We start from the raw sequence: 23,473 nt of genomic DNA, 5'->3' as shown, positions 1-23,473 counted from the left end.
ATGAAATGATGGCAGAAACTGATGAAATCACAGAAATTGACACAGAGAAACTGATGGACGATTTGAATTTGGATGATACTCCAGAAAACAAAGCCATTATTACTGATCTAATCTTGGATGCAAGCGATCTAATTCGGAGTTCAGTTAACTACAAAGTGGCTGAAACCGAATATTTTAAGTTTCCAATTTACATTCGAGCAGTCAAGACGTTAGCAACGCAACTTTATTACGACAGAACGTTATCTGAGGGGATGTCAAAAGGACTCCAGATGATGATTAATAATTTGAAAGGTCGCGTTGTTGATGGTAGCTAAAATATATAAGCCCCATGAATTGAACAAAGTAGCTCAATTAGGAACCACTGATTTTAAGCGAAATGAATTCACCGGTGTGAATTTATCAACATTTGTACCACAATTTACAAAAATCCATTACACATCAATCAAGAGAACTATTGAGCAAAAAGTCGGTATTTTGGGAACTGAGTTGGAACATACGATTATGATTGTTGTCCGACATAATCCAGAATTCGAAGAGATGGAAAAAGTTAAAGTGGCGAATGGAACTGAATATGACATTGTGGATGTGAGCGCAGATGATAGTGACAACTACATCACTTACGACATCATCACAATGAGAAAATCAGAAAAAGTTGAGGGTGCTTAATGGCTGGATTAGATGATGTTTTAGCTGAATATCAACGCCAAATTAAAGGTGCGGTTGAATTAACCGCAAAGGAACGTGCTCAAATTACAAAGGCTGGTGCCGATGTATTTAGAGACAAACTTGAAGAAGCAAACCGTGAATTGCATCGTTCCAGAACTGGAAAAAATCACATGTCTGATCATATTTCGAGTGTTAACAAAACACTGGAAAAAGTATTGGACGGAACTTCCACTGTTGCTTGGGATGATGCACATCATGCTGCAAATGCTCGAAGACTAAATGACGGAACTAAATTTTACACTGCTGATCATTGGGTCGAGCATGTGCGAACTGAGTCCATGCCGGAAGTATTAGCGGCTGAACATGCCGAATATCAGAAAATTTTGAAAAAACGAGGGTTTTGATTATGCCGTTACCAACCACAGAAGCATATGACTTAATTAATAGTGCTGAATATAAGCAACTAGATGGTATTTTTACCACAAATATTCCAGAAAAGTATCGCAAACATACCGATAGAACCGATTGTTTAATTACAGAGGTTGATTCTATCCCGGATGATTATGGAAATAATGATTTTAATAGCTTAGATAACACTGTTGAAGTTCAAATTTTTTACAAAAAAGAAATGGACTTTGCACCCGAAATTTTTGAATTGGAACTGATGCGACTATTTCAACGTAAATATTGGCACATAGACCAGACAAAACCACATGTTTTAGATCCAGACACAAATCAAATTACAAAAACATTTTATTTTTCAAAAACTAATTATTTATAGGAGGTAACACACATGGCCGTTGTAGGTTTAAAAATGATTACTGCTGCACTAGTAGATGAAAATCAAAAACTCATTGCAGGGATTGAAAAAGGTTTATCAGAATCGGGGATTTACTCAGTTGACGAAAAAGACATGGGTTCTAAAACTGCAAATATTACTGGTATAGAAGGAACGCTTGTTAAAATTCCTGGTAATAATCAGATTATGGATGCATATACTGGTCCGGCATCACCATCTGTAGCAATGGATATTAATAACCTAGCGTTTTTGGTTGCACAAAAAATGTTGGGATATTTGGCTGACGGAAAAGGTGGGTTTGCTTACACTGGGACAAAACCCCGCGTTGCCTTACTGATTGAAACTCAAACATTAGATCGAAAAGATTCAATCTTCTTTGGATTTGGTAATGGTAATGTAAGTTCTGCATCTCAAAATATTGGTACTGATACCGATACAGCTCAAACTCGTGAAGACGATCAATTGACTTATACCGCCTTAAGCACAATTGCATTTGGTGGAGAACCAATTAAAAAATATTTCACTGGGGATAAAAATTACGATAGCAAAACCATGATGAAAGAAGTTTTCGGTGGATATACTGGTGATTACGGAACGGCAAGTACTACTGCACCAAATACATCGCCAACTAACAGCACCATCGCCAACTAACAGCACTCCTGACACGTCAACAATTCCAGTTCCCAGCGTAACTTTGGATAAAGATGATGTATCAATCAAGGTCGGTGGAACAGCTAAGTTAACTCCAACAATTAACCCAGCAAATGCCACTGATAAGACTGGTAAATGGTCGGTAACTGATGATTCAATCGCTACTGTTGGAAACGACGGCACAGTTACTGGTGTTAAGGTCGTAACCACGATTGTTACATTTGCTACGACTGATGGTAATAAGACTGCACAAGCTACTGTTACAGTAACTGCTGCTTAATAAAGGAGAAAAATTAGATGTCTATTAAGATTAAAGTTAATGAATTAAATAAGGACAAACCGTTCTTTGTTAAAACAACAAATGCAAATATGCGTTTGGTTCTGAATTTTCAATTATTGCTGGCCAAATCGGATGATTTGAGTGAACAAGCTAAGGAAGATGCTGATTCTGTGAAAAGTTCAGACATGTTGAAAGAACAATTGAAAATCATTGATTCAACTACTGAATTAATCCAAAATATTTTGCATTTAAATGAGAAACAACTAAAACGTTTAGATGATATGGAAACAGAAGATTCAATCTTGCTTGCAAATCGAATTACGATGCGCATGAATGGATTTACGGAAAAAGAAATTCAAAAAATGTATGAAGAGGATGTTGACGATGAGGGAAAAGAATAACTCCAGCTCAACGTGTCTATGAGTTGGAGAATGAACTTGCAGACTTTGATTTAGACGAGAAAAACGTGCTAATTAATCTGCATTGGCCTATGGAAGCATTTGAAAAGGCAGATTATTTTAGATTCCATGAAGTTCTTGCCGCTAAAGAAAAAGAAGACCGACTTGTTGATCCAATGTCACTACTCTAGCCGACTGTCACATTTATGACGGTTGGCTTTTTTTATACAAAAATCGAAGGGAAATGAGAAAATGGCAAATAAATTAAGTGCTGAAATGTCGACGAGTGTCGCTCTTGATACCATGAGTGCATCTAAATCATTAAGCACTTTAACAACGGCTGTTAAGACCGCCACGAACGCATGGAAAGCAAATGAGGCCATGCTCAAAAGTACTGGTGATTATTTAAAAGCTTCCGAAGCGAGATACAACGGTTTAGGCAATGCTATCGGTGCTTTGGGAAATAAGATAGGAGTGCTCAAACAAAAGCAATCTGAACTTGATACGTCAACCCAAGATGGTGCTAAGGCTTGGGCTAAATACGAAACTGAAATTAGCAAAGCGCAAACACAAATGGCTTCAATGAATGCACAGCATTCAAGAGCTGAACAAGCAATGAAGTTGAACAAATCTGGCGTGCTTGAAATGTCTAGTGCGCTTAAGTTGGCGCAACAATCAACAAATGCATATGTTGAACGACTAAAAGCACAAGGTAACGAAACAGGCGCAACAAAAGCAAAAATTAGTGGGCTCAAAGAACAACAAGAAAAATTGTCAGTTCTTTACAAAGCACAAGTTAAGGAACTTGCAGATTTAAGTACGGCTACTGAACGTGATGCAACTGCTATTGAAAAGCAGAAAATTCGCGTGAACGAAACGGCCACAGCCATGGCGAAGGCAAAAACGGAATCGAATGAACTTTCGAAATCTTTGGAAAAGGCCCCAAGTTTAACATGGACCCAAAAGTTAAAAAATAATTTAATGGGTGTCGAATCTGCAACTAAAAAAGCTGGAGAACAAGCTTCATCTTCTAGCAAGCATTTTTCAGTTTTAAAAGGCTCAATTGCTTCAATGATTGGTAATTCTGTTGCAATGAGTGTTATGAATTTAGGCTCGAAGCTGAAAGAAGCTGGTAAAGAAGGACTCGAACTCGCTGAACAAGGTGAACAAACTAAGCGTGTTTGGAAAGATTTGGGAGTCAGTGACAAAGGCATTGAAAAACTCAGTGCTTCAATGGTTGATTTACGCGCAAAGTCAGGCTATTCAGCCGGTTCAATTAAACAATTGCAGAAACAAATATATGGAATGACCGGATCATATCAAGCTGCTGATAAGATTACCAAATCAATTGTCGGTATGGGAGTTGCATCAGGCTTAACAGAAAAGCAAGCTACAAAAATGGGCGGTTCTTTAGCTCGTGTGTTTGGTTCTGATTCGGTTACGTCAACTCAATTAACAAGACTTGAAAAGCAAATGCCGGCTTTGGGTGGTGCTTTAGCGAAAGCGGCCGGAACGTCAAAAGAATCTTTCAATTCCATGATTACTGATGGCAAAGTCACTGGTGCTCAATTTGAAAAGTTGATGGAGAAAGTTTCGAAAGAATCTCCTGAAATGTTCAAGCGTTTTGGTAAAACTGGTGAAGGTGCGGCTGCACAAATTAAAGGTTCTTGGACATCGCTTAAGTCAAATATGATGGCTCCGTTGGTTTCAGTTAAGGGTTCAGGAATTGGTCAACTTTCAAAAGCAATGCAATCAAAAGAAATGACACAAGCTTCTAAAGATATTGGTAAAGCATTATCTTCAGCTGCTAAAGGACTGGCATCTTTTGTTGGCTATGCTGCAAAACATTCTAAAGATTTGCTTGGAATTGCTTCTTCGATTGGTCAAATCGTCAAAGCGTTAAGTGCTGGAGTATGGGATGTTATTTCAGGATCAATCAAAAGTATTTCAGGAGAGTTTGGAAAATTAAGTGGTAATTCTAAGGCTGCTAAAGATCCAATCAAAACAGTTAATTCTGCACTGGCTGGGATTGCTAAACATAAGCAAGGAATTGAAGACGTTGGTAAAGTCCTAATTGTTGCATTTGTTAGTGCGAAAGTTCTTTCAGGAATTGGAGCGATAACAGGTTCAGCTCTCAAACTTTATGACGGTCTTAAATTACTCAAAACAGTTAAAACATTCTCTGACTTAAGCAAATTAAAAGATACCGGTTCAATCGTTAAAGGATTAGGTGGAGTTAAGACTGCTATCGGTGGTGTTAAATCAGGTTTTGGTGCATTAAAACTCGCAATGATGTCTAATCCATTTACTGCTATTGCAGTGGCGGTAGTGGCGATTGGAGTGGCATTAGTTGCTTTGTATAAACACAACGCTAAGTTCCGTAATTTCGTTAACGGTTTAGGCAAATCAGCACTCAAAGTTATCAAAAATATCGTCAAATGGTTTGTCGGACTTGGTAAATCAATTGGCAAAATATTCACTGGTTTTGGTAAGTGGACGAAAAAAGGAATGGACTCTGTTTCTAAAGCAACCAGTAATGGTGTCAACAAAGTTAAAAAAGGCTGGTCAGCTTACCAAAAATGGCACGATAATACCCAAAAGAAGATTTGGAGTTCTGCGCAGAAAACTTGGAAGTCAGGTTGGAGCAAAACTAAATCCGTAACCACAAGTGGCATTAATTTTGTTAAGAAAACTTGGAATAATCTCCATGATGAAACTGGCAAAATTGCTAAAAAGATGATGAAAGACCATCCGAAAACATTTAGTGCTGGTTATAAAGTCATGCAAGATCGGACAGAAACATGGAAAGACATCACGAATGGTCACTGGGATCGTTTAGGTTCAGATACTAAGAAAACAATCAAAGATATGACCAAATTTTGGAAAAGTCTATTTGGCGAAGCTTATGATTATTTGAATAAAATAACCGGTGGACGTTTAGGCGATATGGTTGATTCAACCACCAAATTCATGGCTAAGATTTCCAAAGGATGGACTGATACGTGGAATGGTATTAAAGGGTTCTTTGGTTCAATTTGGTCTGATATTAAAGGTTTGGCAAAAGACGGAATTTCAGGAGTCGTTGGATTTATCAATAATGGTATTTCAGGTATTGATACTGTAATTGATTTCTTTGGTGGTAAGAAACAAGCTATTTCTCCAATCAAATTGGCAACTGGTACGATGGGCGGTCGTTTAACTCAAAATACTTTAGCAATGCTTAATGACGGAAATGATAGCCCACAAACTGGCAATCAAGAGATGGTCCACAAGAAAAATGGGACAGCATATCTTGTGAATGGTCGAAATACCTTGAGATACCTTGAACGCGGTGATGCCGTGCTTAATGCGACTCAAACTCGTCAATTATTAACAGGACTTGTCCCACATTTTGCGAACGGAACTTTATGGGACACCATTAAAGATACTGCATCAGGTGCTGCAAGTTACGTTGCTGGTAAGGTTGGGGATGTTGGTAGTTGGCTAGGCGATAAGTATGAAGCAATTGAGAAATTCTTCAAAAATCCATTGCAAGAAGTTACAAAAGTTTTTGATAAGTACGCGGGATCTATTTCTGGTAGTTTTGGCAATCAATTCGGGGTTAATGGTGGACACTATTTAGTGAAAGCTGGGGAAGATTGGTTTAAAAACATCTTCAAAGGACTCCGTGGTAGCATGGATAATCCAGCTGGAACTGGTGTTGACCGATGGAAACCAGTTATTGAAGCAGTCGCTGATCGGATGCACATTAATTTGACCAGTGGAGCAATGACAGCTATTTTGAAACGTATTAATCAAGAATCTGGTGGTGACCCTAACATCACTAATAATTGGGATAGTAACGCCAAAGCCGGTCATCCATCAACTGGACTTTTGCAATTCATTCAACCAACTTTTGATAATTGGTTGCCAAAAGGTTTTGCGAACGTTATTCATAATGGGGCATCACAGATTGCAGCAATGTTTAACAATAGTAATTACTTGCGTGATATTTCAGTAGATGGTGGATGGGGTCCGACTGGACACAAAATGATGGCCAACGGTGGACTTGTTTCCAAACATCAAATGGTTGAGATGGCAGAAGGCAACAAACCTGAAATGGTCGTTCCTTTAGACAAAATGAAATCAAGCCGTGCATGGCAGTTAATGGCACAAGTTGTTTCGCATTTTACCAATGACGAAAATAGTGGAAATCTAAGCCAAGGCAACGTTAAAGATAGTGAAGAGTTGAAAAATTTGAGTGCTAAATTAGATAGTTTGATTACTTTGTTAAGTCAAATGCTCCAATTAACTGCTGCTCAAACGAAAACAATTCGTGATACTGCATTTAGCAAAGACCAACTTTACAAGCAACAAGCACTGGACCAAATCATGCGTGATGCCCAAGGATTCTAAAGGAAGGTGAAGTGATGATTTATGATCCACGACTCTATATTAAAATCGATGACGAAGACGAGATTGATGTGTCGGAACAAATCTCCGGATTAAAATTTCTGGGGGACGACGAGAATCCTAATCCATTAATCACATATCAAGCTGATACGGGAGTTGACGGTCAATTACCGTTAGCAACCACGTTTGATAAAAATGTGATTAATGCTAATTTTTGGCTACATTTCAAAGATTATTATGATTTTAAAATTGCTAAACATGATATCCATCGTATTTTTAGTCGTAGAAGTAAAATGAGAATCCGAACTGATGCTGAACCGGATATTGTTAAATTTGTTCGTCCAGTACCATTCGAAATTTCGATTACTGAACCGGGTGGAACTGATTCAATGTTTACAATACCGTTCGATAATCCTAGTGGTTATAAATATTCATTGGGACGAAGTGATGATGATATGACTTATCATTCGGCAGAATGGCAAATTGGGATGAATATTCCTATTGATCAAATATTGTCGTATAAATCAACTTCGTCTGAATTTGAAATTTATAATGCTAGTGATATCGTTATTGATCCCTATTTGAAAAAACATGACTTGAAAATTTTAGTCAAATTTGTTGGAGATGGAATAACAATTACAAATAAAACAAACGGTACGAATTGGTCATATATTAAGGCAGCTACAAAAAATGATTCAATTATCCTAAACGGAATTGCTACAACTTTGAATGGAGAACCAGCGAGTGCGAATACCGATTTTGGGAACATTGTTCTTGAACAAGGGTATAACGATATTTCGGTAACAGGTGCAGCCGATTTTGAAATTGCGTTCAGTTTCCCGTTCGTTTATCTTGGATAAACTGGTTGTACAAGGGTTCAGTAGCACCTACAAAGAACCTTTGAATTGCGTGTTGTGGAATTCGTTCTATATTACATGGGAAGCTAATAACACGTTTGAGATGCAATTTACAGCATACGATGACGGCTCAGTTGCTTTCGGAATGATTGATAGTGAATCAAGTTTGTTTTTTGATAATCAAGAATACATCATTAAACAATGCGTACCGGATTATAATGCAAATGTAAATACGATTCAGATAACTGCAACGCATGTATATAACGAGACAAGTCGAATCTGGCAAAGAACGGTTAAAGAAGGTACATTAACTTATTCAGTAAACGATGTGCTTTCTTTTTATCTGTATTCGAATAGTTATGGTTTTACGTATGAAGTTGTTGGATCGTTTGATTCACAACAAATTGATAGTTTGGGTGGAGATTCCGCCAAAGACGGATTGAGTAAGATTGTCGATACTTGGATCGGTTCGGTTGTATATGCAAATGGTCGTCATATTATTGTTTATTCAAAAGAAGCTTGGGAGAAAGATTTAGGTAATCGAATTGATTATTTGAATAATACATCGGAAATTCAGTTGACCTATGACTCAACCGATATGGTTAATCAGGTTTGGGTGATTGGGGCAACAATTGAATCAGATTCTGATGATGTAGATTCGAATGTTGAACAATATTATTTCGAACCGCATTTGGTAACTGATGATGAATCGGTATCTCGTTGGGGCGTTCGTCCTGGAGCGGACATTGACGATGATAGATTTACGAACGCCGATTCAATGGATGCATATGCGAAGACTCAAATGGTTACGGACCCAGCGTTGTCTTTTGATGTAACTTTGAATAGCAACGTTAAACCTGTGCCCGGAGAAATCAGAAGACTAGAAGTTAGACACAAAAATTTTGTTACTAAAATTCAAGTCGTTGCATTCACTTGGTATCCAATGGATCCTACGCAAAATACATCAGTAACGTTAAACAATACTTCTAAAACTATTTTGGATTATCAAAACAGCAACAAACGTAATCTTGAATCAGAGATGGACAATTTGAAAATACAAATTAATCAAAAAAACATCACCGGGGATGCCAACTCAATGCTATTCACTTGGACGAAAGAGGAGATGAATGAATATGGTAGCAGCTAACGTAATCGACATTGCGAAATGGCAAGATTCCAGTGCTTTAGATTGGCAAGCGATTAAAGATGCTGGCATTAAAGCCGTAATCATTCAGCTTTCTCACGGATTGGAGTATGAAGAGCAAGCCCGAGAACATATTGCAAATGCGAATAAATATGGATTGATTTGGCACGGATATCATTTTTACCAAGGTGAAACAGGAGAAGTTGAGTTTTCGATTTCGAACGCTCAATCGTTGGGATTAGCTAAAGATGCGCATATGTTTCTTGATATTGAAGGGGATATCGCCGGAGATTGGCAAGCGCAGTTCTATGATTTTAAAGTTGAATGGGATAAAGCCGGATGGGAGTCTGGAATCTATGTATCTGATTCGCCATATCAGGCACAATTCGATAATGATAAATTGGTAGCTGACGGAGTGTATCGTTGGGTGGCTTCATATGGCAAGGCACCGTCTAATTATGATATGTGGCAAATTTCAGGTGCTGGTTCAGGAGGATTTGGAACTTATACTGATGACATTGATCGTGATTTTGATAAAACTGGTGCACTGATTATCTCGTATAAATCGACTGCTGCTGGTGCCGTTGGATTTCATCAAGACACTTCAAGGGGTGGCGGAATTGGACTGGCGTATTCGGGAGATAATAACAATTTCCATGTGGTTCTATCTCCATTAGGATTTATGTTCAACCAAGCGGACGGAGATCGGTTATGGCCATATATTGCTAACAAAATTACTTTTCCAGTCACTGCCTCAAGCATGGAATCCTATGTTACTGAATTATTAAAGGAATATACCCCGACAACTAGTTTGCCAAGTTTGAAAGGCGATAAAGGTGATACTGGATTGATTGGTCCCCAAGGTCCACAGGGAGAAAAAGGTGACACGGGCGCACAAGGTCCACAGGGCGTTGATGGCAAAGATGGAGCAGTAGGTGCTCAAGGTCTTAAAGGAGAACCAGGCGACACAGGGCCGCAAGGAATTCAAGGTGTCAAGGGTGATAAAGGCGATAAGGGCGATAAAGGTGATACAGGATTGTCGGCCTATCAATTGGCTGTTAACAATGGCTACACCGACACCGAGGCAGAATGGCTGGCAAGCCTTAAGGGTGTGGACGGTGCCCCTGGTAGTAGTGGTACGGACGCAGATTATAGCTTGACGGTGGATAGCATCATGTCGCTAGTCAAGGACGCGCTTAATTTACACATTGACACCAATACCGGCGATTTGATCAGCGATGACAAAACAATTGATGAGAGTACGCTTGTAGGTGCCGTTGCTAGCCGTGTGCTAAGCGACATCAAGCTAACGATTAAAGAGCCAGACTTATACGCAGATTTAGGGGGTGAGAGTTAATGAGCATTGATCTAGGTCGAGTGATGCCCGTACCAAAAGGGGCATATGATGTAACGACTGCTTACACGCGGTTAGACATCGTTACCAGCGGTAATAGCTCGTATATGTGTCTTGTCAGCAATACCGGTAAGGCTGTGACTGATGCAACCTACTGGCTATTACTAGCTAAGGCGGGCAGTGAGGGTAAGCCTGGGGATACTGGCCCGCAAGGCCCTAAGGGTGACAAAGGTGACCCCGGTCCAGCTGGCTCTACAGGCCCGATTGGTCCCCAAGGCCAACAGGGAGAAAAAGGCGACACTGGTGCTGATGGCGTAGCAGGGAAAGATGGAGTTGGCGCAAGTGTTGACTTAACTCCATACGCCAAAAAGACCGAAGTTATCCCTAGCAATTTAGTCAGCCTAGAAATTAATGCTGGTGCAACCTTTGATACTCCATTCATAGATTTTCATACAAAAACTGGTGTTAACGACTATGACGCACGAATTATTGTTGCTGGTGGCAAAAGTGGTGCAGTTGGGCAAGCTAACATGAACATAGTCGCTAACGGCGGAGTAATTATAAATGGCAAAAAAGTAGCCACGGTTGACCAAATTAATCCTTGGAACTCTATAACTGATAAAGGTCATGACTTGAACACCGTTATAACTGATGGACGTTATTGGTGCAAAGCTACTATGGGTAATGCTCCAGTAGCAACGTGGGGATATTTGTACGTTAATTCTGCTGACCCAGCAAGAGTTCAACAAGATTTTGTTTCTGATACTACAGCAGAAAAATATATTCGTATGAAATTTGGCGATAGTTGGACAGCATGGAGGCAAGTAACATTATGGTAAACAAATTAGCATTAGTGAGATTACCCGACAGCTTTACAGGGGCACAATTAACTGACAATGTATTCAATAATTGCAAGCTAGTTGTCAGCAAACTTGATGAACTATACAAGTTAGATGATTCGAAATTCAGTGAAGGCACAATCAGCAACGAGCCGATACCAGTACTGAATACGACCATGTTAAATCGTCAAGCGTATTTATGGCTGAACAAGCAGTTCGCTAACTTATCAATCATAGTTAATGAACTAGTTGTGCAATGGAATATTCACGGAGTTGTCGGAGTACCAGATTATACCGACACCACACGAATCACATTGTGGTTGCCACAAAAGTTGGCACTTAATGACGACTTCAAAAATAATATCAATTCAAATTGGCAAATCATTGAAAGCAAACTCAATGATTGCCTTTTATTTTTCAATAATTTATTTCAAAAGGGGGAAAATTAATTGGCAGTAAATTCATATACGGTCGTTGACATTATGAAGCCAACGCCGACAAAGATTGATTTAGCTTCCAGTTTCAACGGACGAGTTGGCGACAGTCAATCGTTCACAAAATTGTGGTTCAAACGCAATGGCTTGCCATTAGATCTAACGAATTACACGCTTTATCTATCAGGCAAAGACGCCAACGGTACAGCATTTAAACTCGTTGATTATGGTAAAGCTAACCAAACTGGAGACAATTTGCAAATCGGGAAAGTTACATTTTATTTTCCAGCAGGTACTTTTCAAGTCGAAGGTGATTGGGATTACACGACCACATTCTTTGGTATCAAAGATTCAAGTGGAACTGTAATTTCAACGGTTAATGTGGGTATTCATGTACTCGGAAATAGTGTTGATTTTGGTATCGACAGTAAGCCATTCTATACGGATTTAGATGAGTTGAACAAGCAAATGCAGGATTACATCAACGATAAAAAAGGCAAAATTGATTCAATGCTTAGTGAGGTTTTGGATAAAGATTCTAATTTGAACCAAAACTTATCTTCATTAACTTCGTTAATTGAAACCTATCAAAAGTTAATTGACGCTAAAGCAATCATTACACAAGATGATTTTAACGTATTCAAAAAGACGGTTGATGACGCAATAGCTAAATTATCAAAGGATTTAGTTATCGAAAATCGTGGTAGTGCAAATGTTACGGACGCTAGAAAACCTAGCTTCTATATCTCAAGCTATGTGCAAAAAATGCACACTGAATACTCTAACGGAGTTCAATTAAGCGGACTTCCATCGGGATTATATATTCTTGAGACGTTTACACCATTCACAGATTTAGCTTCTGGTGCCCCAATGCAAAGGGCTACTTTATGCACAACTAATAAGGCTCCGATGATCTACACACGTAACGGTGCTACTGCTGATACTTGGACTGTTTGGACGCAGATTACAACTTGGTAAACGAAAGGAAAAACTTATGATTAAAATTAGATTGAAAAATACGTGGGGGGGTAGAAATACCCTACTCTCCCAACACTTTAGCGCTTCTGAAAGGCGGTGCTAAATAATGGGACAAATACAATTAACGAAGGAATCTGGCTGGGAAAAAATAATCAATGATAATTTCACTGAAATTTTCGGTGGCGGCAAGTATTCAGATACGGGTTGGGTTACTGCAGGGATTACTTTTATTAACGGGGCTTCAAAAGGTGATGGTACTCCAAAATTTAGAACTATTACTCAAGGTAAATTAGGAATGACATTCCTTTCAATTCCAGTAATAGTTCCTCCTTTAAGTGCTGGAGCAGTATCTAATGTCGTTCAACTCCCCGATACTGCACAAGTTCCAAATGCGGAAAGTGATTTTGGTGGTTACAGTCGTACGGGTCAAAATAAGATGATGATTTGGGGTCGAAGCGCTAACTCACAATTATTCGTTAACTGTATTGACGCGTGGACAACAAATAACCAGATGGAAATCAATGGTTTCTTCATTTTCACAGTCAAATAGTCAATCGTCTTAGGGCGGTTGACCGTCAAGGAGGACACAATAATGGCAGATGTAACAAAGGAAACAGGGTGGCTACCAAAGCTGAACGCAAACGACACTAGTTATAGTGCATGGACACAAACTGGCATTGTTTACGTTAACGGTTGGAACGGTGCAGGAGATAGTGAACTTAACGATGTTAGATATCGTACTGTTTCACTAGGCGGTAAAGTTCATCAAATCGAAATATCTGGGTGGATGCATATATCGTCGCTAAAGTCAGCAACTGATGCATTGATTTTTACTCTCCCAACAAATATTTCTCCAGTCGAAGGTACAAAAGTTAATCTCGTTGGTGGTTTCACAAATACTTGGGGATCTAATACCATCAGATTAAATTATGGCGATATCGGCAAAATAACCGGAGCTTATTTCGGTGCTGATATTACTGCAAAAACGGATTTAAAAATTAACTTAATAATCAGCTGGTAAAGGAGGACAAGAATGAAGGCAATTTATATTTATAATAAGCAAAACCAATTCGTTGGTTCTGATGTCGTTGAAGATGACTACGAATTAACTGACGGACAAACAATCGTAGAACCCGAAGAAGGACTTTATCAACCATCAATTTTCGATGGTACTAAATGGGTTAGTTCTGATAAAGAAATCTACGAAATTGGGCTTGAAAAAGAGCGACAAGCATATTTGAAAGAACACCCAGAACTAGCAAAGCCAAGTGATATTCAAATGATGTTAATGAATCAAGCAACTCAAATTACAGGAATGCAAAAATTGATCATGTCGCAGGCTAGTGAATTAGCTGAAATGAAGAAAGGGAGTGCTGAATAATGTCAGTTTATGAACAATGTTTAATGTTTAAATCATGGGGTCAAACAGACCCAGAGTATTACAAAGTATTTGTTGGTTTTGGACTAACACCTGATCAATACAAAGAAATTACTGGTACAGACTATAAAGCGTAGGGGCGATGGAAACGATGGGTAATGTTCCACCTGGTTTTGTTTGGGATTTGGTGTGGCATAACGCTACGCACATGCAGGACAATCCGTATATCGATATTGTTTTTGTTCTCGTTATGTTTGATATTCTGACAGGATCATTGAAGGCATGGAAAACAGATGCTAAACGACATGTAAATAGTACTAAAGGTCTAAACGGATTAGCTAAGCATTCATTGATTCTTGCAATGATTGCTTTTTTATATCCAATTCTTGCAGCAATGGGGTTGGAAACAGAAGCAAACATTTTTTTAACGTACTTTATTTACCAATATGGCGTTTCAATAATGGAAAACTTAGATGTTTTAGGAGTGCCATTTCCAATGCCAATACGTAAAAAGTTTGAAAAAATGGCATCTAGATCAGATGAATTCATTAAGAAAGATGAGGAAAAAAATGACAAAACAAAATAAGTTAAAGAGTTTGGTTGTTGCTTCTGCAGCGGCCTTTTTAGTTGCTTTGCCAATCGTACAAACCAGTCAAGCCTTTGACTTGAACTCAGTTCAAACAGTTCAAGCTGCTAAAGGCGACAAAGGTGTAGATTGGTCTAAGTATCAAGGATCAACTGGAAAGTTTGGATATGCTTCTGATAAGTTCTCAATATCACAGGTTGGTGGTTATTATGATGGTTCATTTGTAGACCAAAATACGTATGCCACACAGGTGCAATATACAATTGCCCAGGGTAAACGAGCACATACCTATATTTATTCACAATTTAGTTCTCGTGCTCAAGCTGATCAAATGCTAGATCATTATTTGCCAATGATTCAAACGCCTAAAGGATCTATTGTAGCTTTAGATGTTGAATCAGGTAATCCTAATACGGATGCTGTACGTTATGCGTTAGATCGTGTTCAAAAAGCAGGCTATACCGCAGTGCTTTACGGCTATAAGAGTTTCTTAGTTAATCACTTAGATTTAAGTTCATTAGCTAAAGCATACCCATTATGGCTAGGTGAATATCCAGATTATCAAGTAACGCCAGAACCAAACTACAATTACTTTCCAAGTTTTGACAATGTAACTATGTTCCAATTTACTTCGACTTATATTGCTGGTGGATTAGATGGGAATATTGATTTAACTGGAATAACGGATAATGGTTATACTAAAAACAACAACCCTAATACAGATACTCCAGCTATTGATGCAGGACAAGAAGCTGACAATACTTCTAAGTCAGATATCAAAACTGGTAATACAGTCAAAGTAAACTTCTCAGCTACTAAATGGGCAACTGGTCAATCAATCCCTAATTGGGTAAAAGGTCAGTCCTATAAAGTTGCACAAGTTAGTGGTAACAAAGTATTGCTTTCAGGCATTCAAAGCTGGATCAATAAATCTAACGTTGAAATTCTTGATACAAGTACATCTTCAAATTCTCAATCAAACTCAATTAGCTCAGTCTATTATGTTCAAAGCGGAGATACTTTAAGCGGTATTGCGCAACAATACGGAACTGATTATTGGACTTTAGCAAGTGTGAATGGAATTAGTGATCCTAACTCGATTCAAGTTGGACAAGCTATTAAGGTGAATGGTTCAAGTTCATCAACGGTGGCTTACACCGTTCAAAGTGGAGATACACTTTCGGGTATTGCTAACGAATTTGGAACTGATTATTGGAGCATTGCGAATGCGAATGGTATTTCAAATCCAGATAGCATTTATCCTGGTCAAATTCTATATTTCTAAGCAAAATTAAAGCCTTATCCTTAATTGGATAGGGCTTATTTTTGTGGAAATTATTTTAAGGATAACTCGATATAGGGTTGCTATTAACACGGAGCGGAGTTGTAATGTATACATACCTTAAGGAAAGGAGTTGAAACCATGAGGTATAAAAAAGAAAGTTAAAAATAGAATTAACCTTCAAAATTAATCTTCTATTCATAACTTTCTCAATCAAGATAAGCCGATGAGGCTTAACCAAAGAATAGCTCGAAAGAGCCGTCTCTTTGGTGTATATTATACCAAATGGAGCACACTATGAAAATAAAAATAACTGTACAACGTCATAAGTTCGACCAGAAAGCGTTTATTGGTTGGATTTTATTTATTGGAATTATCGTATATTTAATAGTTAAGTAGGAGAGATTGAAATGAAAATTAATTTAAACAGTTCAGATATCATGCCCGCTGCTGAAGCTGCTCAAATATGGAATAAGAATGAAGCGTATGTTAGGACTAGTATTAGGCAGTCTCCTCAAAAGTGGCCTGAAGGGTCGTATAGATTACTAGGGAAAACTCTGGTTGTAACGACTGAAGGAATGGAGTCAGCAACTGGAGAAAAAGATCCACGCAAATAAAATAAATAAAATTTTCTATGTAAAAAACAATTCCGTCATACCCACCACAGATATTTTATGTTATAGTATTTTTTGTAGTTCTAGCACAACTCTAGCACTTTAAATGAAAACAGCTTATGAAAACAGTGATGTAGCGGGGGATTTTGCTGTATGCGAACCTCACTCGCTTCATAGATTATATAGAAAAAAAGCTATTTAATTAACATTTTAAATTGTTAATTAGATAGTTTTTTATTTATTTTCAATTAATTTAGATTAATTGTTTTTACGTATTTTAAATGGACTAATTCAGTTAATGCTTTTAAGTATTAATTTATAACTTATTTGTAATAACATCAGTCATTTTTGTTGTTATTTCATGGTTACTTTTAGTATTTATGCTTGGTATGAATGTTCAGGATTGATTAATGTTAGCAAATTATTTATATGTATTAAGTATTTTTAATATTTTTTGCTACTGGATATATCAAACAATACGTTCCTATTATTTTATAAAGTAATAATGTAATAAAATATTTATTAGTCCTTGGTTTGACCGCGTAGCCTTAATCTGATATAATTAATGAGTTGTATTTGTGAACCACAACTACAACCGCACGCAACAAGTCTTCAAAGCTTTGAATAGCTACTTGTATGGCGAGTCTAAGATATTAAGGAGGTGCACAATATGTACGCAATTATCGTAACAGGTGGAAAACAATATAAGGTTGAAGCCGGAGAAGCTATCTACGTTGAAAAATTAAACGTTGAAGCTGGTGAAAAAGTTACTTTTGACGAAGTTGTCTTCGTTGGTGGTGACTCAGCTAAGATCGGTACACCAACAGTTGCAGGCGCAACTGTTACAGGTACTGTTGAAAAGCAAGGCAAGGAAAAGAAAGTTGTTACTTTCAAGTACAAGGCCAAGAAACATTCACATACTAAGCAAGGTCATCGTCAACCATATACTAAGGTTGTTATTGACGCCATCAACGCTTAATCGAGGTACTTACTATGATTAAAGCAAATTTTGAATTAGATTCTCAAAATAATATTTTGAGTTTCCAAGTGACTGGTCATGCTGAATCAGGGCCTTATGGACAAGATATTGTCTGTGCTGCAATCTCAGTATTAACTATTTCAACCATTAATGGATTGGAAGAAGTCATTGATATGCATCCCCAAGTTATCTCAGATGACACCGAGGGTGGTTTTATATCAGTTCAGAAGTTGAAAATTGACCATGATAGTCAAATCTTGTTAAAAACACTGATTAATGGCGTTCGTGATGTAGCTCAGTCTTATCCGGACAATATTATCGTAGAAGAAATTACAAAAATTTAAAGTTGGAGGTGAACGATTATGATTATGGATTTACAATTTTTCTCACATCATAAAGGGGGCGGATCTACTGCCAACGGTCGTGATTCTGCTGGACGTCGTCTTGGTACAAAAGCTGCAGACGGTTCAACAGTAACAGCCGGTTCAATCCTTTATCGTCAACGTGGAACACATATTAATCCTGGTGAAAATGTTGGTCGCGGTAACGATGACACACTTTTCTCAAAGGTTGATGGTGTTGTTAAGTTCGAACGCATGGGTCGCGACAAACGTAAAGTTTCAGTATACCCAGTTGCTGAATAACAAAAGTTGATATGATATCCCAAAAGTAATTACTTTTGGGATATTTTTGTGGAATCAGATAGGAGATATGTCGTAAATGAATCCAATAGAGAAATTACAAAAAAAATTGTCTGAATTATTTATTGATGCATTTTTAGTACTAGATGAAACTAACATGAAGTATCTAACTGATTTTAATTTAACTGCAGGCGATGGCTGCGTGTTAGTTACTCCAAAAATCACATATATGATAACTGATGCACGTTTCGAAGCCGCATTAAGTGAACTTGATTTGCCTGGAATTCAAGCAATAATTACACGTGATTATTTTGGAGCGGTGGCTGAATTATCTGCTAAATTACAGATTGAAGCAGTTGGAATTGAAGATACGATAACGCTGCGTGATTATGATGTTCTAGTTGATCAAGTCGCCGCAGATATTGATTCTTTTGAAAATATAGTAGAGTCATTACGTGCGGTAAAAAGTCCGTTAGAAATTGAAAAACTAACTGTATCAGCTGAATTAAATTCGGCCGGCTTTGAATACTTAATAAAGAATATTAAAGTTGGAATGACTGAATTGGATGCTGCTAATTTATTGGATGCGTGGATGAAATCACATGGTGCACAAAAATCATCTTTCGAAACGATTGTTGCGAGTGGAATTAATTCAGCTAAACCACATGCGACAGCTAGTCATAAAATTATTGAACATGGTGATTTAGTAGTAATTGACTTTGGTTACTTTGTAGACGGATATACTGCTGATATTACAAGAACTGTTGTAATGGGTGAAATTGATGATGAATTGAATTTAATTTATCAAACCGTTTATCAAGCTTTAAATGCGGTTACTGCATTAGCTAAAAATAATATAGATGGTGCAGATTTAGATGATACAGGTCGAAATATTATTGAAGCCGCTGGGTATGGCAAAAACTTTAATCATGGTATGGGACATGGTATCGGAATGTCGGTTCATGAATTACCAACAAGTTATGGCCCAAATTCAAAAATTAAGTTGAAACAGCAACAAGTTATAACCGTAGAACCTGGAATTTATCTTTCAGGTAAAGGCGGGGTACGGATTGAAGACGATATTTTAATTACTGAAAATGGGAATCGAGTTCTAACAACTGCAAGCAAAGAATTGATAATTTTGTAATTTAGTTGCAATTTATCGATTTATATAGCAAAATGGAAGTTGATATGTAATCTAGGAGGAAACAAATAATGGCAATTTCAACAGCAGATTTTAAAAATGGTCTTACAATTGAAGTGGATGACGCAATTTGGCGCATTATTGAATTCCAACATGTTAAGCCTGGTAAGGGTGGAGCATTTGTTCGCTCAAAGCTAAAGAACCTACGTACAGGCGCAGTTCAAGATAAAACATTCCGTGCCGGTGCAAAAATGGAACGTGCTAATATTGAAACTCGTAAAATGCAATATCTTTATGCAGACGGTGACAACCACGTTTTCATGGATAATGATACTTACGAACAAATCGAACTTCCAGCCGAAAACATCAAAGCTGAACTTAAGTTTTTGAAAGAAAACATGGAAGTAAGTATTACAACTTTCGGTAATGAAACTCTTGGAGTTGATTTACCAAACACAGTTACATTGAAAGTTGCAGCTACAGAACCTGGTATTAAGGGTGATACAGCTTCAGGTGGTTCAAAACCAGCTACAATGCAAACTGGACTTGTAATCCAAGTTCCTTTCTTTGTTAATGAAGATGACGAATTAGTTATCAATACAACTGATTCTTCATATATTTCTCGCGCATAAATCGAATTCACATAATAATCGGAGGCGTTTAAAATGGCTGAAGAAACAAATCTAATTTTAAACCAGGAAGACCAATCATTAGGATCAATCGAAATTTCACCAAGCGTGCTCGAAACGGTTGCTGGAATTGCAGCAAACCAAATCGAAGGTGTATCAAAGATGCACGGTTCAATCACAAGTAATGTGACTGAACTATTAGGTCGTCATACTGATCATGCCCGTGGGGTTAAGTTAACGAGAGATGAAAATGAACTTGTCGTCGACGTTGATGTTTACCTTGAATATGGCGTTAATGTACCTAAAACCGCAATTGAAATTCAAGATAAAGTAAAACAACAAGTATCATTGATGACTGACTTGAAAATTCAAGAAGTTAATGTTCATATTGAAGGAATGGTTCCTGAAAAATCAGAACAAAAAGTGGATCCTAACGATATTTTTGCAGAAAATGAAAACGGTGAATAAGAGTGAGCATGAATCGGCATCAGATTAGAAAGAGCGCATTTCAAACATTATTTGCTCAATTAGCAAATGATGATGCGGACGTTGCTGAACTTTACACTGAAGTTTTAGCAATCGATCATGAAAATGAAGTACCAGAATATCTTGTTACGTTAGTTGAAGGCGTAAATGAACATCGTGAAGAATTAAATGAGCAGATCCAAGGCTTATTGAGTTCTAAATGGACTGTTAAGCGAATTGCAAAATCAGATTTGATAATCTTACAGATTGCATTGTTTGAATTACAATTCGTTGATGATATTCCAAGTGCGGTTGTGATTAACGAAGCATTGGAACTTGCAGAATCATTTAGCGATGATACTTCAAAGAAATTTATCAATGGTGTTCTAGGTAGTTTTGAAAAACAAGTTGATTAATAATAAAAGCTGAGATAGATATTGAATCTATCTCAGCTTTTTTAAATATCTCGGAAAATTATTCATTAAATATGATAAAATTGTATATATACATTCACTAATCGGAGGGATTAACTTTATGGCAATTATTTTAGATGGTAAGGGAACTGCAGCAAAAATAAATGAAGCTACTAAGCTTAAAGCTAATGAATTAACTGCACAAGGGGTTCAACCAGGCATTGCCGTGATTCTTGTCGGTGATGACCCAGCAAGTCAAATTTATACCCGGAATAAGCATCGTAAAGCTGTAAACTTAGGAATGAAGTCAATTTTAAAGAAATTCCCTTCTTCAGTGAGTCAAGATGAAATCTTAAATGAAGTCGAAAAATTAAATCAAGACGATAGTATTCACGCTATTTTAATTCAGCTACCATTGCCAGCACAGATTGATGCAACCACAGTAACTAACGCAATTGATCCTAAGAAAGATGTTGATGGCTTTAGTTCGGTTAACTTAGGTAAGTTATTTGGTAATCAGGCTGGAAATTATCCAGTTGCTTGTACACCTAAAGGAATTATGACAATTTTGCGTGAATACAAGATTGATTTATCTGGAAAAGATGTTGTAGTTGTCGGAAGAAGTGTCTTAGTTGGCCGTCCTGTTGCAGCCTTAATGATTAACCAAGATGCAACGGTTACCTTGGCAGGAATTAAAACAAATAATCTAAAAGCACTAACCAAAACAGCAGATATTATTGTTGTTGCAACTGGCGTAGCTAACTTAATTTCAGGTAATGATCTTAAAGAGGGTGCAGTTGTAATTGATGTTGGAATTAATCGCGGTGAAGATGGTAAATTGACAGGGGATGTTGATTTTGAATCTGCCAGTAAAGTTGCCAGTGCAATTACTCCAGTTCCCGGCGGAGTTGGTCCGATGACAATTGCCACATTAATGCAACAAACTGTAGAGTTAGCTCAATGGAGTATAAATAATGGAAAATAGTGAACAGTATCTTACTGTTACTGCTTTAACTAAATATATAAAACGTAAATTTGATGTTGATCCTTATTTAGGTAGAATTTATTTAACGGGTGAATTATCAAATTTTCGGTTAAGAGCTAATGCACATCAATATTTTAGTCTGAAAGATGATCATGCTAAAATCAGTGCCATTATGTTTAAAGGGGCGTTTGAAAAGATTAAGTTTACCCCTGAAGAAGGAATGAAGGTCTTAGTAACTGGTCGTATTAGTTTGTATGAAGCCAGTGGTAGTTATCAAATTTATGTTGATAGTATGCAGCCAGATGGGATTGGGGCATTATATCAAGCATATGAGCAACTTAAAAAGAAGTTAACTGCAGAAGGATTGTTTAATTTACCTAAAAAACAATTGCCCATGTTTCCTAAACGAATAGCAGTTGTAACTAGTCCAAGTGGTGCAGTAATTAGAGATATTATTACCACTGTTCAACGTCGCTTTCCAATTGCTCAAATTGTTTTATTTCCAGCGCTGGTTCAAGGTGATCGAGCCGCAGCTGACATTGTTAAACAAATTGAGCGTGCCAATGAGATTGGTGATTTTGATACGTTAATTATTGGGCGTGGTGGTGGATCAATTGAAGATTTATGGCCATTTAATGAAGAGGCGGTTGCACGAGCCATCGTGAATAGTGATTTACCAGTAATTTCTTCAGTGGGACATGAAACAGATACCACGATTGCTGATTTAGTAGCTGATGTACGGGCAGCAACACCAACAGCAGCAGCCGAATTAGCTGTACCGGTACTAAATGATGAAATTCTTAAAATTAAACAAATGCAACAACGCTTATTTCAGGCAATGAATCAAGAAATTAAATTTGACCAACAAAAACTAGCAAAAGTAAAAGAAAGCTATATTTTTACGCAGCCAACGAGACTTTATGAACGCTATGTTCAAAGTGTAGATCTAGCTAATAATCGATTACGTCAATTAAGTGATAGCTATCAGCAAAGCTGGCTTCAACAGGTACAGCTAATTACTAATCGGTTATCAGGCAAGCAAATTAGCCAATCAATTGTTAACCAGCAGCAACAATTAGCTAATTTAAACATTCGCCTTAATCAGGCTGTGCAAACGAATATTAATAATCAACGTCAGTGTGTTTTAAAATTAATTTCTGAACTAGATAATCTGAGTCCATTAAAAATTATGAGTCGTGGTTATTCGTATATTACAGTTGATGATCAAGTTGTTAAATCAGTATCTCAACTACAAAAACAACAAACAATTAAAATGAATTTTGAAGATGGATCTGCAGTGGCGGAAATAAAAGAAATCAACGGGGATTAGTAAATGACAGAAAAAGTCAGTTTTGAAGAACAATTAGTAAAGTTACAGACGATTGTGAGTCAATTAGAACAAGGCGATGTGCCGTTAGAAAAAGCATTGTCAGAATTTCAAAATGGAATTGAACTAAGTAAGAAACTACAAGACACTCTTAGTAATGCTGAAAAAACGCTAACTAAATTGATGGATGAAGATAATCAAGAAGTTGATTTTGATACTGCAACTAAGGAAGAATAAA

At 37.4% G+C, this 23,473-nt stretch carries 32 protein-coding genes and 1 other annotated feature; all 32 genes read left to right on the top strand.

The window, feature by feature from the left end; translation table 11 throughout:
* Window positions 1-8: 8 nt before the first annotated feature.
* The 32 genes from FC70_RS08995 to FC70_RS08850 all read left to right on the top strand — a co-directional run bounded on the left by FC70_RS08995 (window position 9) and on the right by FC70_RS08850 (window position 23,472).
* A complete protein-coding gene (locus tag FC70_RS08995; protein WP_235804100.1) occupies window positions 9-314 on the top strand; it encodes a head-tail connector protein in 306 nt (101 codons plus the stop codon).
* Window positions 315-333: 19 nt separating this feature from the next.
* Window positions 334-666 carry a phage head closure protein gene (locus FC70_RS08990; protein ID WP_162253454.1) on the top strand — a complete coding sequence of 111 codons (333 nt, stop codon included), beginning with the start codon at window positions 334-336 and terminating at the stop codon, window positions 664-666.
* Window positions 666-1,070, top strand: coding sequence for a hypothetical protein (locus tag FC70_RS08985; protein WP_057890663.1), 405 nt, complete (start codon window positions 666-668; stop codon window positions 1,068-1,070). Before FC70_RS08990 ends, FC70_RS08985 begins: the two co-directional genes overlap by 1 nt.
* A 2-nt stretch (window positions 1,071-1,072) precedes the next feature.
* Entirely contained in the window at window positions 1,073-1,447 is a 375-nt protein-coding gene (locus FC70_RS08980; RefSeq protein WP_057890662.1) for a DUF806 family protein, read from the top strand.
* 12 nt (window positions 1,448-1,459) lie between these two features.
* On the top strand, window positions 1,460-2,116 hold the full coding sequence (locus FC70_RS08975) for a phage tail protein (RefSeq protein ID WP_057890661.1): 657 nt from the start codon (window positions 1,460-1,462) through the stop codon (window positions 2,114-2,116).
* Entirely contained in the window at window positions 2,049-2,396 is a 348-nt protein-coding gene (locus FC70_RS09190; protein WP_162253453.1) for an Ig-like domain-containing protein, read from the top strand. The genes FC70_RS08975 and FC70_RS09190 overlap by 68 nt, the downstream gene beginning before the upstream one ends.
* A gap of 17 nt (window positions 2,397-2,413) precedes the next feature.
* The gene (locus FC70_RS08965; protein WP_057890660.1) at window positions 2,414-2,797 is read left to right on the top strand and encodes a phage tail tube assembly chaperone; all 384 of its coding nucleotides are present in this window, start codon (window positions 2,414-2,416) and stop codon (window positions 2,795-2,797) included.
* Between the two features lie 65 nt (window positions 2,798-2,862).
* Window positions 2,863-2,985 (top strand): hypothetical protein, encoded by a 123-nt coding sequence (locus tag FC70_RS09525; protein WP_268871773.1) that lies wholly within the window; start codon window positions 2,863-2,865, stop codon window positions 2,983-2,985.
* A 61-nt stretch (window positions 2,986-3,046) separates the two neighbouring features.
* Window positions 3,047-7,189: a tape measure protein gene (locus FC70_RS08960; RefSeq protein ID WP_057890659.1), complete on the top strand. Its 4,143-nt coding sequence runs from the start codon at window positions 3,047-3,049 to the stop codon at window positions 7,187-7,189.
* A 14-nt stretch (window positions 7,190-7,203) separates the two neighbouring features.
* Window positions 7,204-8,046: a phage tail domain-containing protein gene (locus FC70_RS08955; protein WP_057890658.1), complete on the top strand. Its 843-nt coding sequence runs from the start codon at window positions 7,204-7,206 to the stop codon at window positions 8,044-8,046.
* Entirely contained in the window at window positions 7,994-9,190 is a 1,197-nt protein-coding gene (locus FC70_RS08950; protein ID WP_268871772.1) for a phage tail protein, read from the top strand. The genes FC70_RS08955 and FC70_RS08950 overlap by 53 nt, the downstream gene beginning before the upstream one ends.
* A complete protein-coding gene (locus tag FC70_RS08945) occupies window positions 9,171-10,544 on the top strand; it encodes a GH25 family lysozyme (protein ID WP_057890656.1) in 1,374 nt (457 codons plus the stop codon). Before FC70_RS08950 ends, FC70_RS08945 begins: the two co-directional genes overlap by 20 nt.
* Window positions 10,544-11,380, top strand: coding sequence for a pyocin knob domain-containing protein (locus tag FC70_RS09375; RefSeq protein WP_057890655.1), 837 nt, complete (start codon window positions 10,544-10,546; stop codon window positions 11,378-11,380). The genes FC70_RS08945 and FC70_RS09375 overlap by 1 nt, the downstream gene beginning before the upstream one ends.
* Entirely contained in the window at window positions 11,374-11,829 is a 456-nt protein-coding gene (locus FC70_RS08935) for a hypothetical protein (RefSeq protein WP_057890654.1), read from the top strand. Before FC70_RS09375 ends, FC70_RS08935 begins: the two co-directional genes overlap by 7 nt.
* Window positions 11,830-12,792: a BppU family phage baseplate upper protein gene (locus tag FC70_RS08930; RefSeq protein WP_057890653.1), complete on the top strand. Its 963-nt coding sequence runs from the start codon at window positions 11,830-11,832 to the stop codon at window positions 12,790-12,792.
* 106 nt (window positions 12,793-12,898) lie between these two features.
* Window positions 12,899-13,342 (top strand): hypothetical protein, encoded by a 444-nt coding sequence (locus FC70_RS08925; protein WP_057890652.1) that lies wholly within the window; start codon window positions 12,899-12,901, stop codon window positions 13,340-13,342.
* Window positions 13,343-13,384: 42 nt separating this feature from the next.
* Complete coding sequence (locus tag FC70_RS08920; RefSeq protein WP_057890651.1) at window positions 13,385-13,813, top strand: hypothetical protein; 429 nt, start codon at window positions 13,385-13,387, stop codon at window positions 13,811-13,813.
* A gap of 12 nt (window positions 13,814-13,825) precedes the next feature.
* A complete protein-coding gene (locus tag FC70_RS08915; protein ID WP_057890650.1) occupies window positions 13,826-14,173 on the top strand; it encodes a hypothetical protein in 348 nt (115 codons plus the stop codon).
* Window positions 14,173-14,307, top strand: a complete 135-nt coding sequence (locus FC70_RS09290) for an XkdX family protein (RefSeq protein ID WP_112278673.1) — start codon at window positions 14,173-14,175, stop codon at window positions 14,305-14,307. The genes FC70_RS08915 and FC70_RS09290 overlap by 1 nt, the downstream gene beginning before the upstream one ends.
* Before the next feature lie 14 nt (window positions 14,308-14,321).
* Window positions 14,322-14,756 (top strand): phage holin family protein, encoded by a 435-nt coding sequence (locus FC70_RS08910; protein ID WP_057890649.1) that lies wholly within the window; start codon window positions 14,322-14,324, stop codon window positions 14,754-14,756.
* A complete protein-coding gene (locus FC70_RS08905; protein WP_057890648.1) occupies window positions 14,740-16,041 on the top strand; it encodes a LysM peptidoglycan-binding domain-containing protein in 1,302 nt (433 codons plus the stop codon). The genes FC70_RS08910 and FC70_RS08905 overlap by 17 nt, the downstream gene beginning before the upstream one ends.
* A gap of 407 nt (window positions 16,042-16,448) precedes the next feature.
* Entirely contained in the window at window positions 16,449-16,655 is a 207-nt protein-coding gene (locus tag FC70_RS08900; RefSeq protein WP_057890647.1) for a helix-turn-helix domain-containing protein, read from the top strand.
* Window positions 16,656-17,235: 580 nt separating this feature from the next.
* Window positions 17,236-17,309 (top strand) — a sequence feature (ribosomal protein L21 leader region).
* Window positions 17,310-17,322: 13 nt separating this feature from the next.
* Entirely contained in the window at window positions 17,323-17,631 is a 309-nt protein-coding gene (gene rplU / locus FC70_RS08895; RefSeq protein WP_057890646.1) for a 50S ribosomal protein L21, read from the top strand.
* Between the two features lie 14 nt (window positions 17,632-17,645).
* A complete protein-coding gene (locus FC70_RS08890; protein ID WP_057890645.1) occupies window positions 17,646-17,975 on the top strand; it encodes a ribosomal-processing cysteine protease Prp in 330 nt (109 codons plus the stop codon).
* Window positions 17,976-17,993: 18 nt separating this feature from the next.
* Entirely contained in the window at window positions 17,994-18,275 is a 282-nt protein-coding gene (rpmA, locus tag FC70_RS08885; RefSeq protein WP_057890644.1) for a 50S ribosomal protein L27, read from the top strand.
* A gap of 76 nt (window positions 18,276-18,351) precedes the next feature.
* The gene (locus tag FC70_RS08880) at window positions 18,352-19,419 is read left to right on the top strand and encodes a M24 family metallopeptidase (protein WP_057890643.1); all 1,068 of its coding nucleotides are present in this window, start codon (window positions 18,352-18,354) and stop codon (window positions 19,417-19,419) included.
* Window positions 19,420-19,487: 68 nt separating this feature from the next.
* Entirely contained in the window at window positions 19,488-20,048 is a 561-nt protein-coding gene (efp, locus tag FC70_RS08875; protein ID WP_057890642.1) for an elongation factor P, read from the top strand.
* A 33-nt stretch (window positions 20,049-20,081) separates the two neighbouring features.
* Entirely contained in the window at window positions 20,082-20,513 is a 432-nt protein-coding gene (locus tag FC70_RS08870; protein ID WP_057890641.1) for an Asp23/Gls24 family envelope stress response protein, read from the top strand.
* A gap of 2 nt (window positions 20,514-20,515) precedes the next feature.
* Entirely contained in the window at window positions 20,516-20,926 is a 411-nt protein-coding gene (gene nusB, locus FC70_RS08865) for a transcription antitermination factor NusB (RefSeq protein WP_057890640.1), read from the top strand.
* Window positions 20,927-21,044: 118 nt separating this feature from the next.
* A complete protein-coding gene (locus tag FC70_RS08860; protein ID WP_057890639.1) occupies window positions 21,045-21,908 on the top strand; it encodes a bifunctional 5,10-methylenetetrahydrofolate dehydrogenase/5,10-methenyltetrahydrofolate cyclohydrolase in 864 nt (287 codons plus the stop codon).
* Window positions 21,898-23,238: an exodeoxyribonuclease VII large subunit gene (gene xseA / locus FC70_RS08855; RefSeq protein WP_057890638.1), complete on the top strand. Its 1,341-nt coding sequence runs from the start codon at window positions 21,898-21,900 to the stop codon at window positions 23,236-23,238. The genes FC70_RS08860 and xseA overlap by 11 nt, the downstream gene beginning before the upstream one ends.
* Before the next feature lie 3 nt (window positions 23,239-23,241).
* Window positions 23,242-23,472: an exodeoxyribonuclease VII small subunit gene (locus FC70_RS08850; RefSeq protein WP_057890637.1), complete on the top strand. Its 231-nt coding sequence runs from the start codon at window positions 23,242-23,244 to the stop codon at window positions 23,470-23,472.
* Window position 23,473: the final 1 nt, after the last annotated feature.

The organism is Paucilactobacillus oligofermentans DSM 15707 = LMG 22743 (genome assembly GCF_001434315.1).
GTDB lineage: Bacteria > Bacillota > Bacilli > Lactobacillales > Lactobacillaceae > Paucilactobacillus > Paucilactobacillus oligofermentans.
The sequence above is the reverse complement of the archived record's forward strand: the minus strand, read 5'-3'. Positions and strand labels throughout refer to the sequence as shown.

What these genes read in the sequence shown, in the direction of transcription:
- FC70_RS08995 (WP_235804100.1), top strand. Translation starts at nt 9, where the DNA reads ATGGCAGAAACTGATGAAATCACAGAAATTGACACAGAGAAACTGATG.
- FC70_RS08985 (WP_057890663.1), top strand. Translation starts at nt 666, where the DNA reads ATGGCTGGATTAGATGATGTTTTAGCTGAATATCAACGCCAAATTAAA.
- FC70_RS08980 (WP_057890662.1), top strand. Translation starts at nt 1,073, where the DNA reads ATGCCGTTACCAACCACAGAAGCATATGACTTAATTAATAGTGCTGAA.
- FC70_RS08975 (WP_057890661.1), top strand. Translation starts at nt 1,460, where the DNA reads ATGGCCGTTGTAGGTTTAAAAATGATTACTGCTGCACTAGTAGATGAA.
- FC70_RS08965 (WP_057890660.1), top strand. Translation starts at nt 2,414, where the DNA reads ATGTCTATTAAGATTAAAGTTAATGAATTAAATAAGGACAAACCGTTC.
- FC70_RS08960 (WP_057890659.1), top strand. Translation starts at nt 3,047, where the DNA reads ATGGCAAATAAATTAAGTGCTGAAATGTCGACGAGTGTCGCTCTTGAT.
- FC70_RS08955 (WP_057890658.1), top strand. Translation starts at nt 7,204, where the DNA reads ATGATTTATGATCCACGACTCTATATTAAAATCGATGACGAAGACGAG.
- FC70_RS08945 (WP_057890656.1), top strand. Translation starts at nt 9,171, where the DNA reads ATGAATATGGTAGCAGCTAACGTAATCGACATTGCGAAATGGCAAGAT.
- FC70_RS09375 (WP_057890655.1), top strand. Translation starts at nt 10,544, where the DNA reads ATGAGCATTGATCTAGGTCGAGTGATGCCCGTACCAAAAGGGGCATAT.
- FC70_RS08935 (WP_057890654.1), top strand. Translation starts at nt 11,374, where the DNA reads ATGGTAAACAAATTAGCATTAGTGAGATTACCCGACAGCTTTACAGGG.
- FC70_RS08925 (WP_057890652.1), top strand. Translation starts at nt 12,899, where the DNA reads ATGGGACAAATACAATTAACGAAGGAATCTGGCTGGGAAAAAATAATC.
- FC70_RS08920 (WP_057890651.1), top strand. Translation starts at nt 13,385, where the DNA reads ATGGCAGATGTAACAAAGGAAACAGGGTGGCTACCAAAGCTGAACGCA.
- FC70_RS08915 (WP_057890650.1), top strand. Translation starts at nt 13,826, where the DNA reads ATGAAGGCAATTTATATTTATAATAAGCAAAACCAATTCGTTGGTTCT.
- FC70_RS09290 (WP_112278673.1), top strand. Translation starts at nt 14,173, where the DNA reads ATGTCAGTTTATGAACAATGTTTAATGTTTAAATCATGGGGTCAAACA.
- FC70_RS08910 (WP_057890649.1), top strand. Translation starts at nt 14,322, where the DNA reads ATGGGTAATGTTCCACCTGGTTTTGTTTGGGATTTGGTGTGGCATAAC.
- FC70_RS08905 (WP_057890648.1), top strand. Translation starts at nt 14,740, where the DNA reads ATGACAAAACAAAATAAGTTAAAGAGTTTGGTTGTTGCTTCTGCAGCG.
- FC70_RS08900 (WP_057890647.1), top strand. Translation starts at nt 16,449, where the DNA reads ATGAAAATTAATTTAAACAGTTCAGATATCATGCCCGCTGCTGAAGCT.
- rplU (WP_057890646.1), top strand. Translation starts at nt 17,323, where the DNA reads ATGTACGCAATTATCGTAACAGGTGGAAAACAATATAAGGTTGAAGCC.
- FC70_RS08890 (WP_057890645.1), top strand. Translation starts at nt 17,646, where the DNA reads ATGATTAAAGCAAATTTTGAATTAGATTCTCAAAATAATATTTTGAGT.
- rpmA (WP_057890644.1), top strand. Translation starts at nt 17,994, where the DNA reads ATGATTATGGATTTACAATTTTTCTCACATCATAAAGGGGGCGGATCT.
- FC70_RS08880 (WP_057890643.1), top strand. Translation starts at nt 18,352, where the DNA reads ATGAATCCAATAGAGAAATTACAAAAAAAATTGTCTGAATTATTTATT.
- efp (WP_057890642.1), top strand. Translation starts at nt 19,488, where the DNA reads ATGGCAATTTCAACAGCAGATTTTAAAAATGGTCTTACAATTGAAGTG.
- FC70_RS08870 (WP_057890641.1), top strand. Translation starts at nt 20,082, where the DNA reads ATGGCTGAAGAAACAAATCTAATTTTAAACCAGGAAGACCAATCATTA.
- FC70_RS08860 (WP_057890639.1), top strand. Translation starts at nt 21,045, where the DNA reads ATGGCAATTATTTTAGATGGTAAGGGAACTGCAGCAAAAATAAATGAA.
- xseA (WP_057890638.1), top strand. Translation starts at nt 21,898, where the DNA reads ATGGAAAATAGTGAACAGTATCTTACTGTTACTGCTTTAACTAAATAT.
- FC70_RS08850 (WP_057890637.1), top strand. Translation starts at nt 23,242, where the DNA reads ATGACAGAAAAAGTCAGTTTTGAAGAACAATTAGTAAAGTTACAGACG.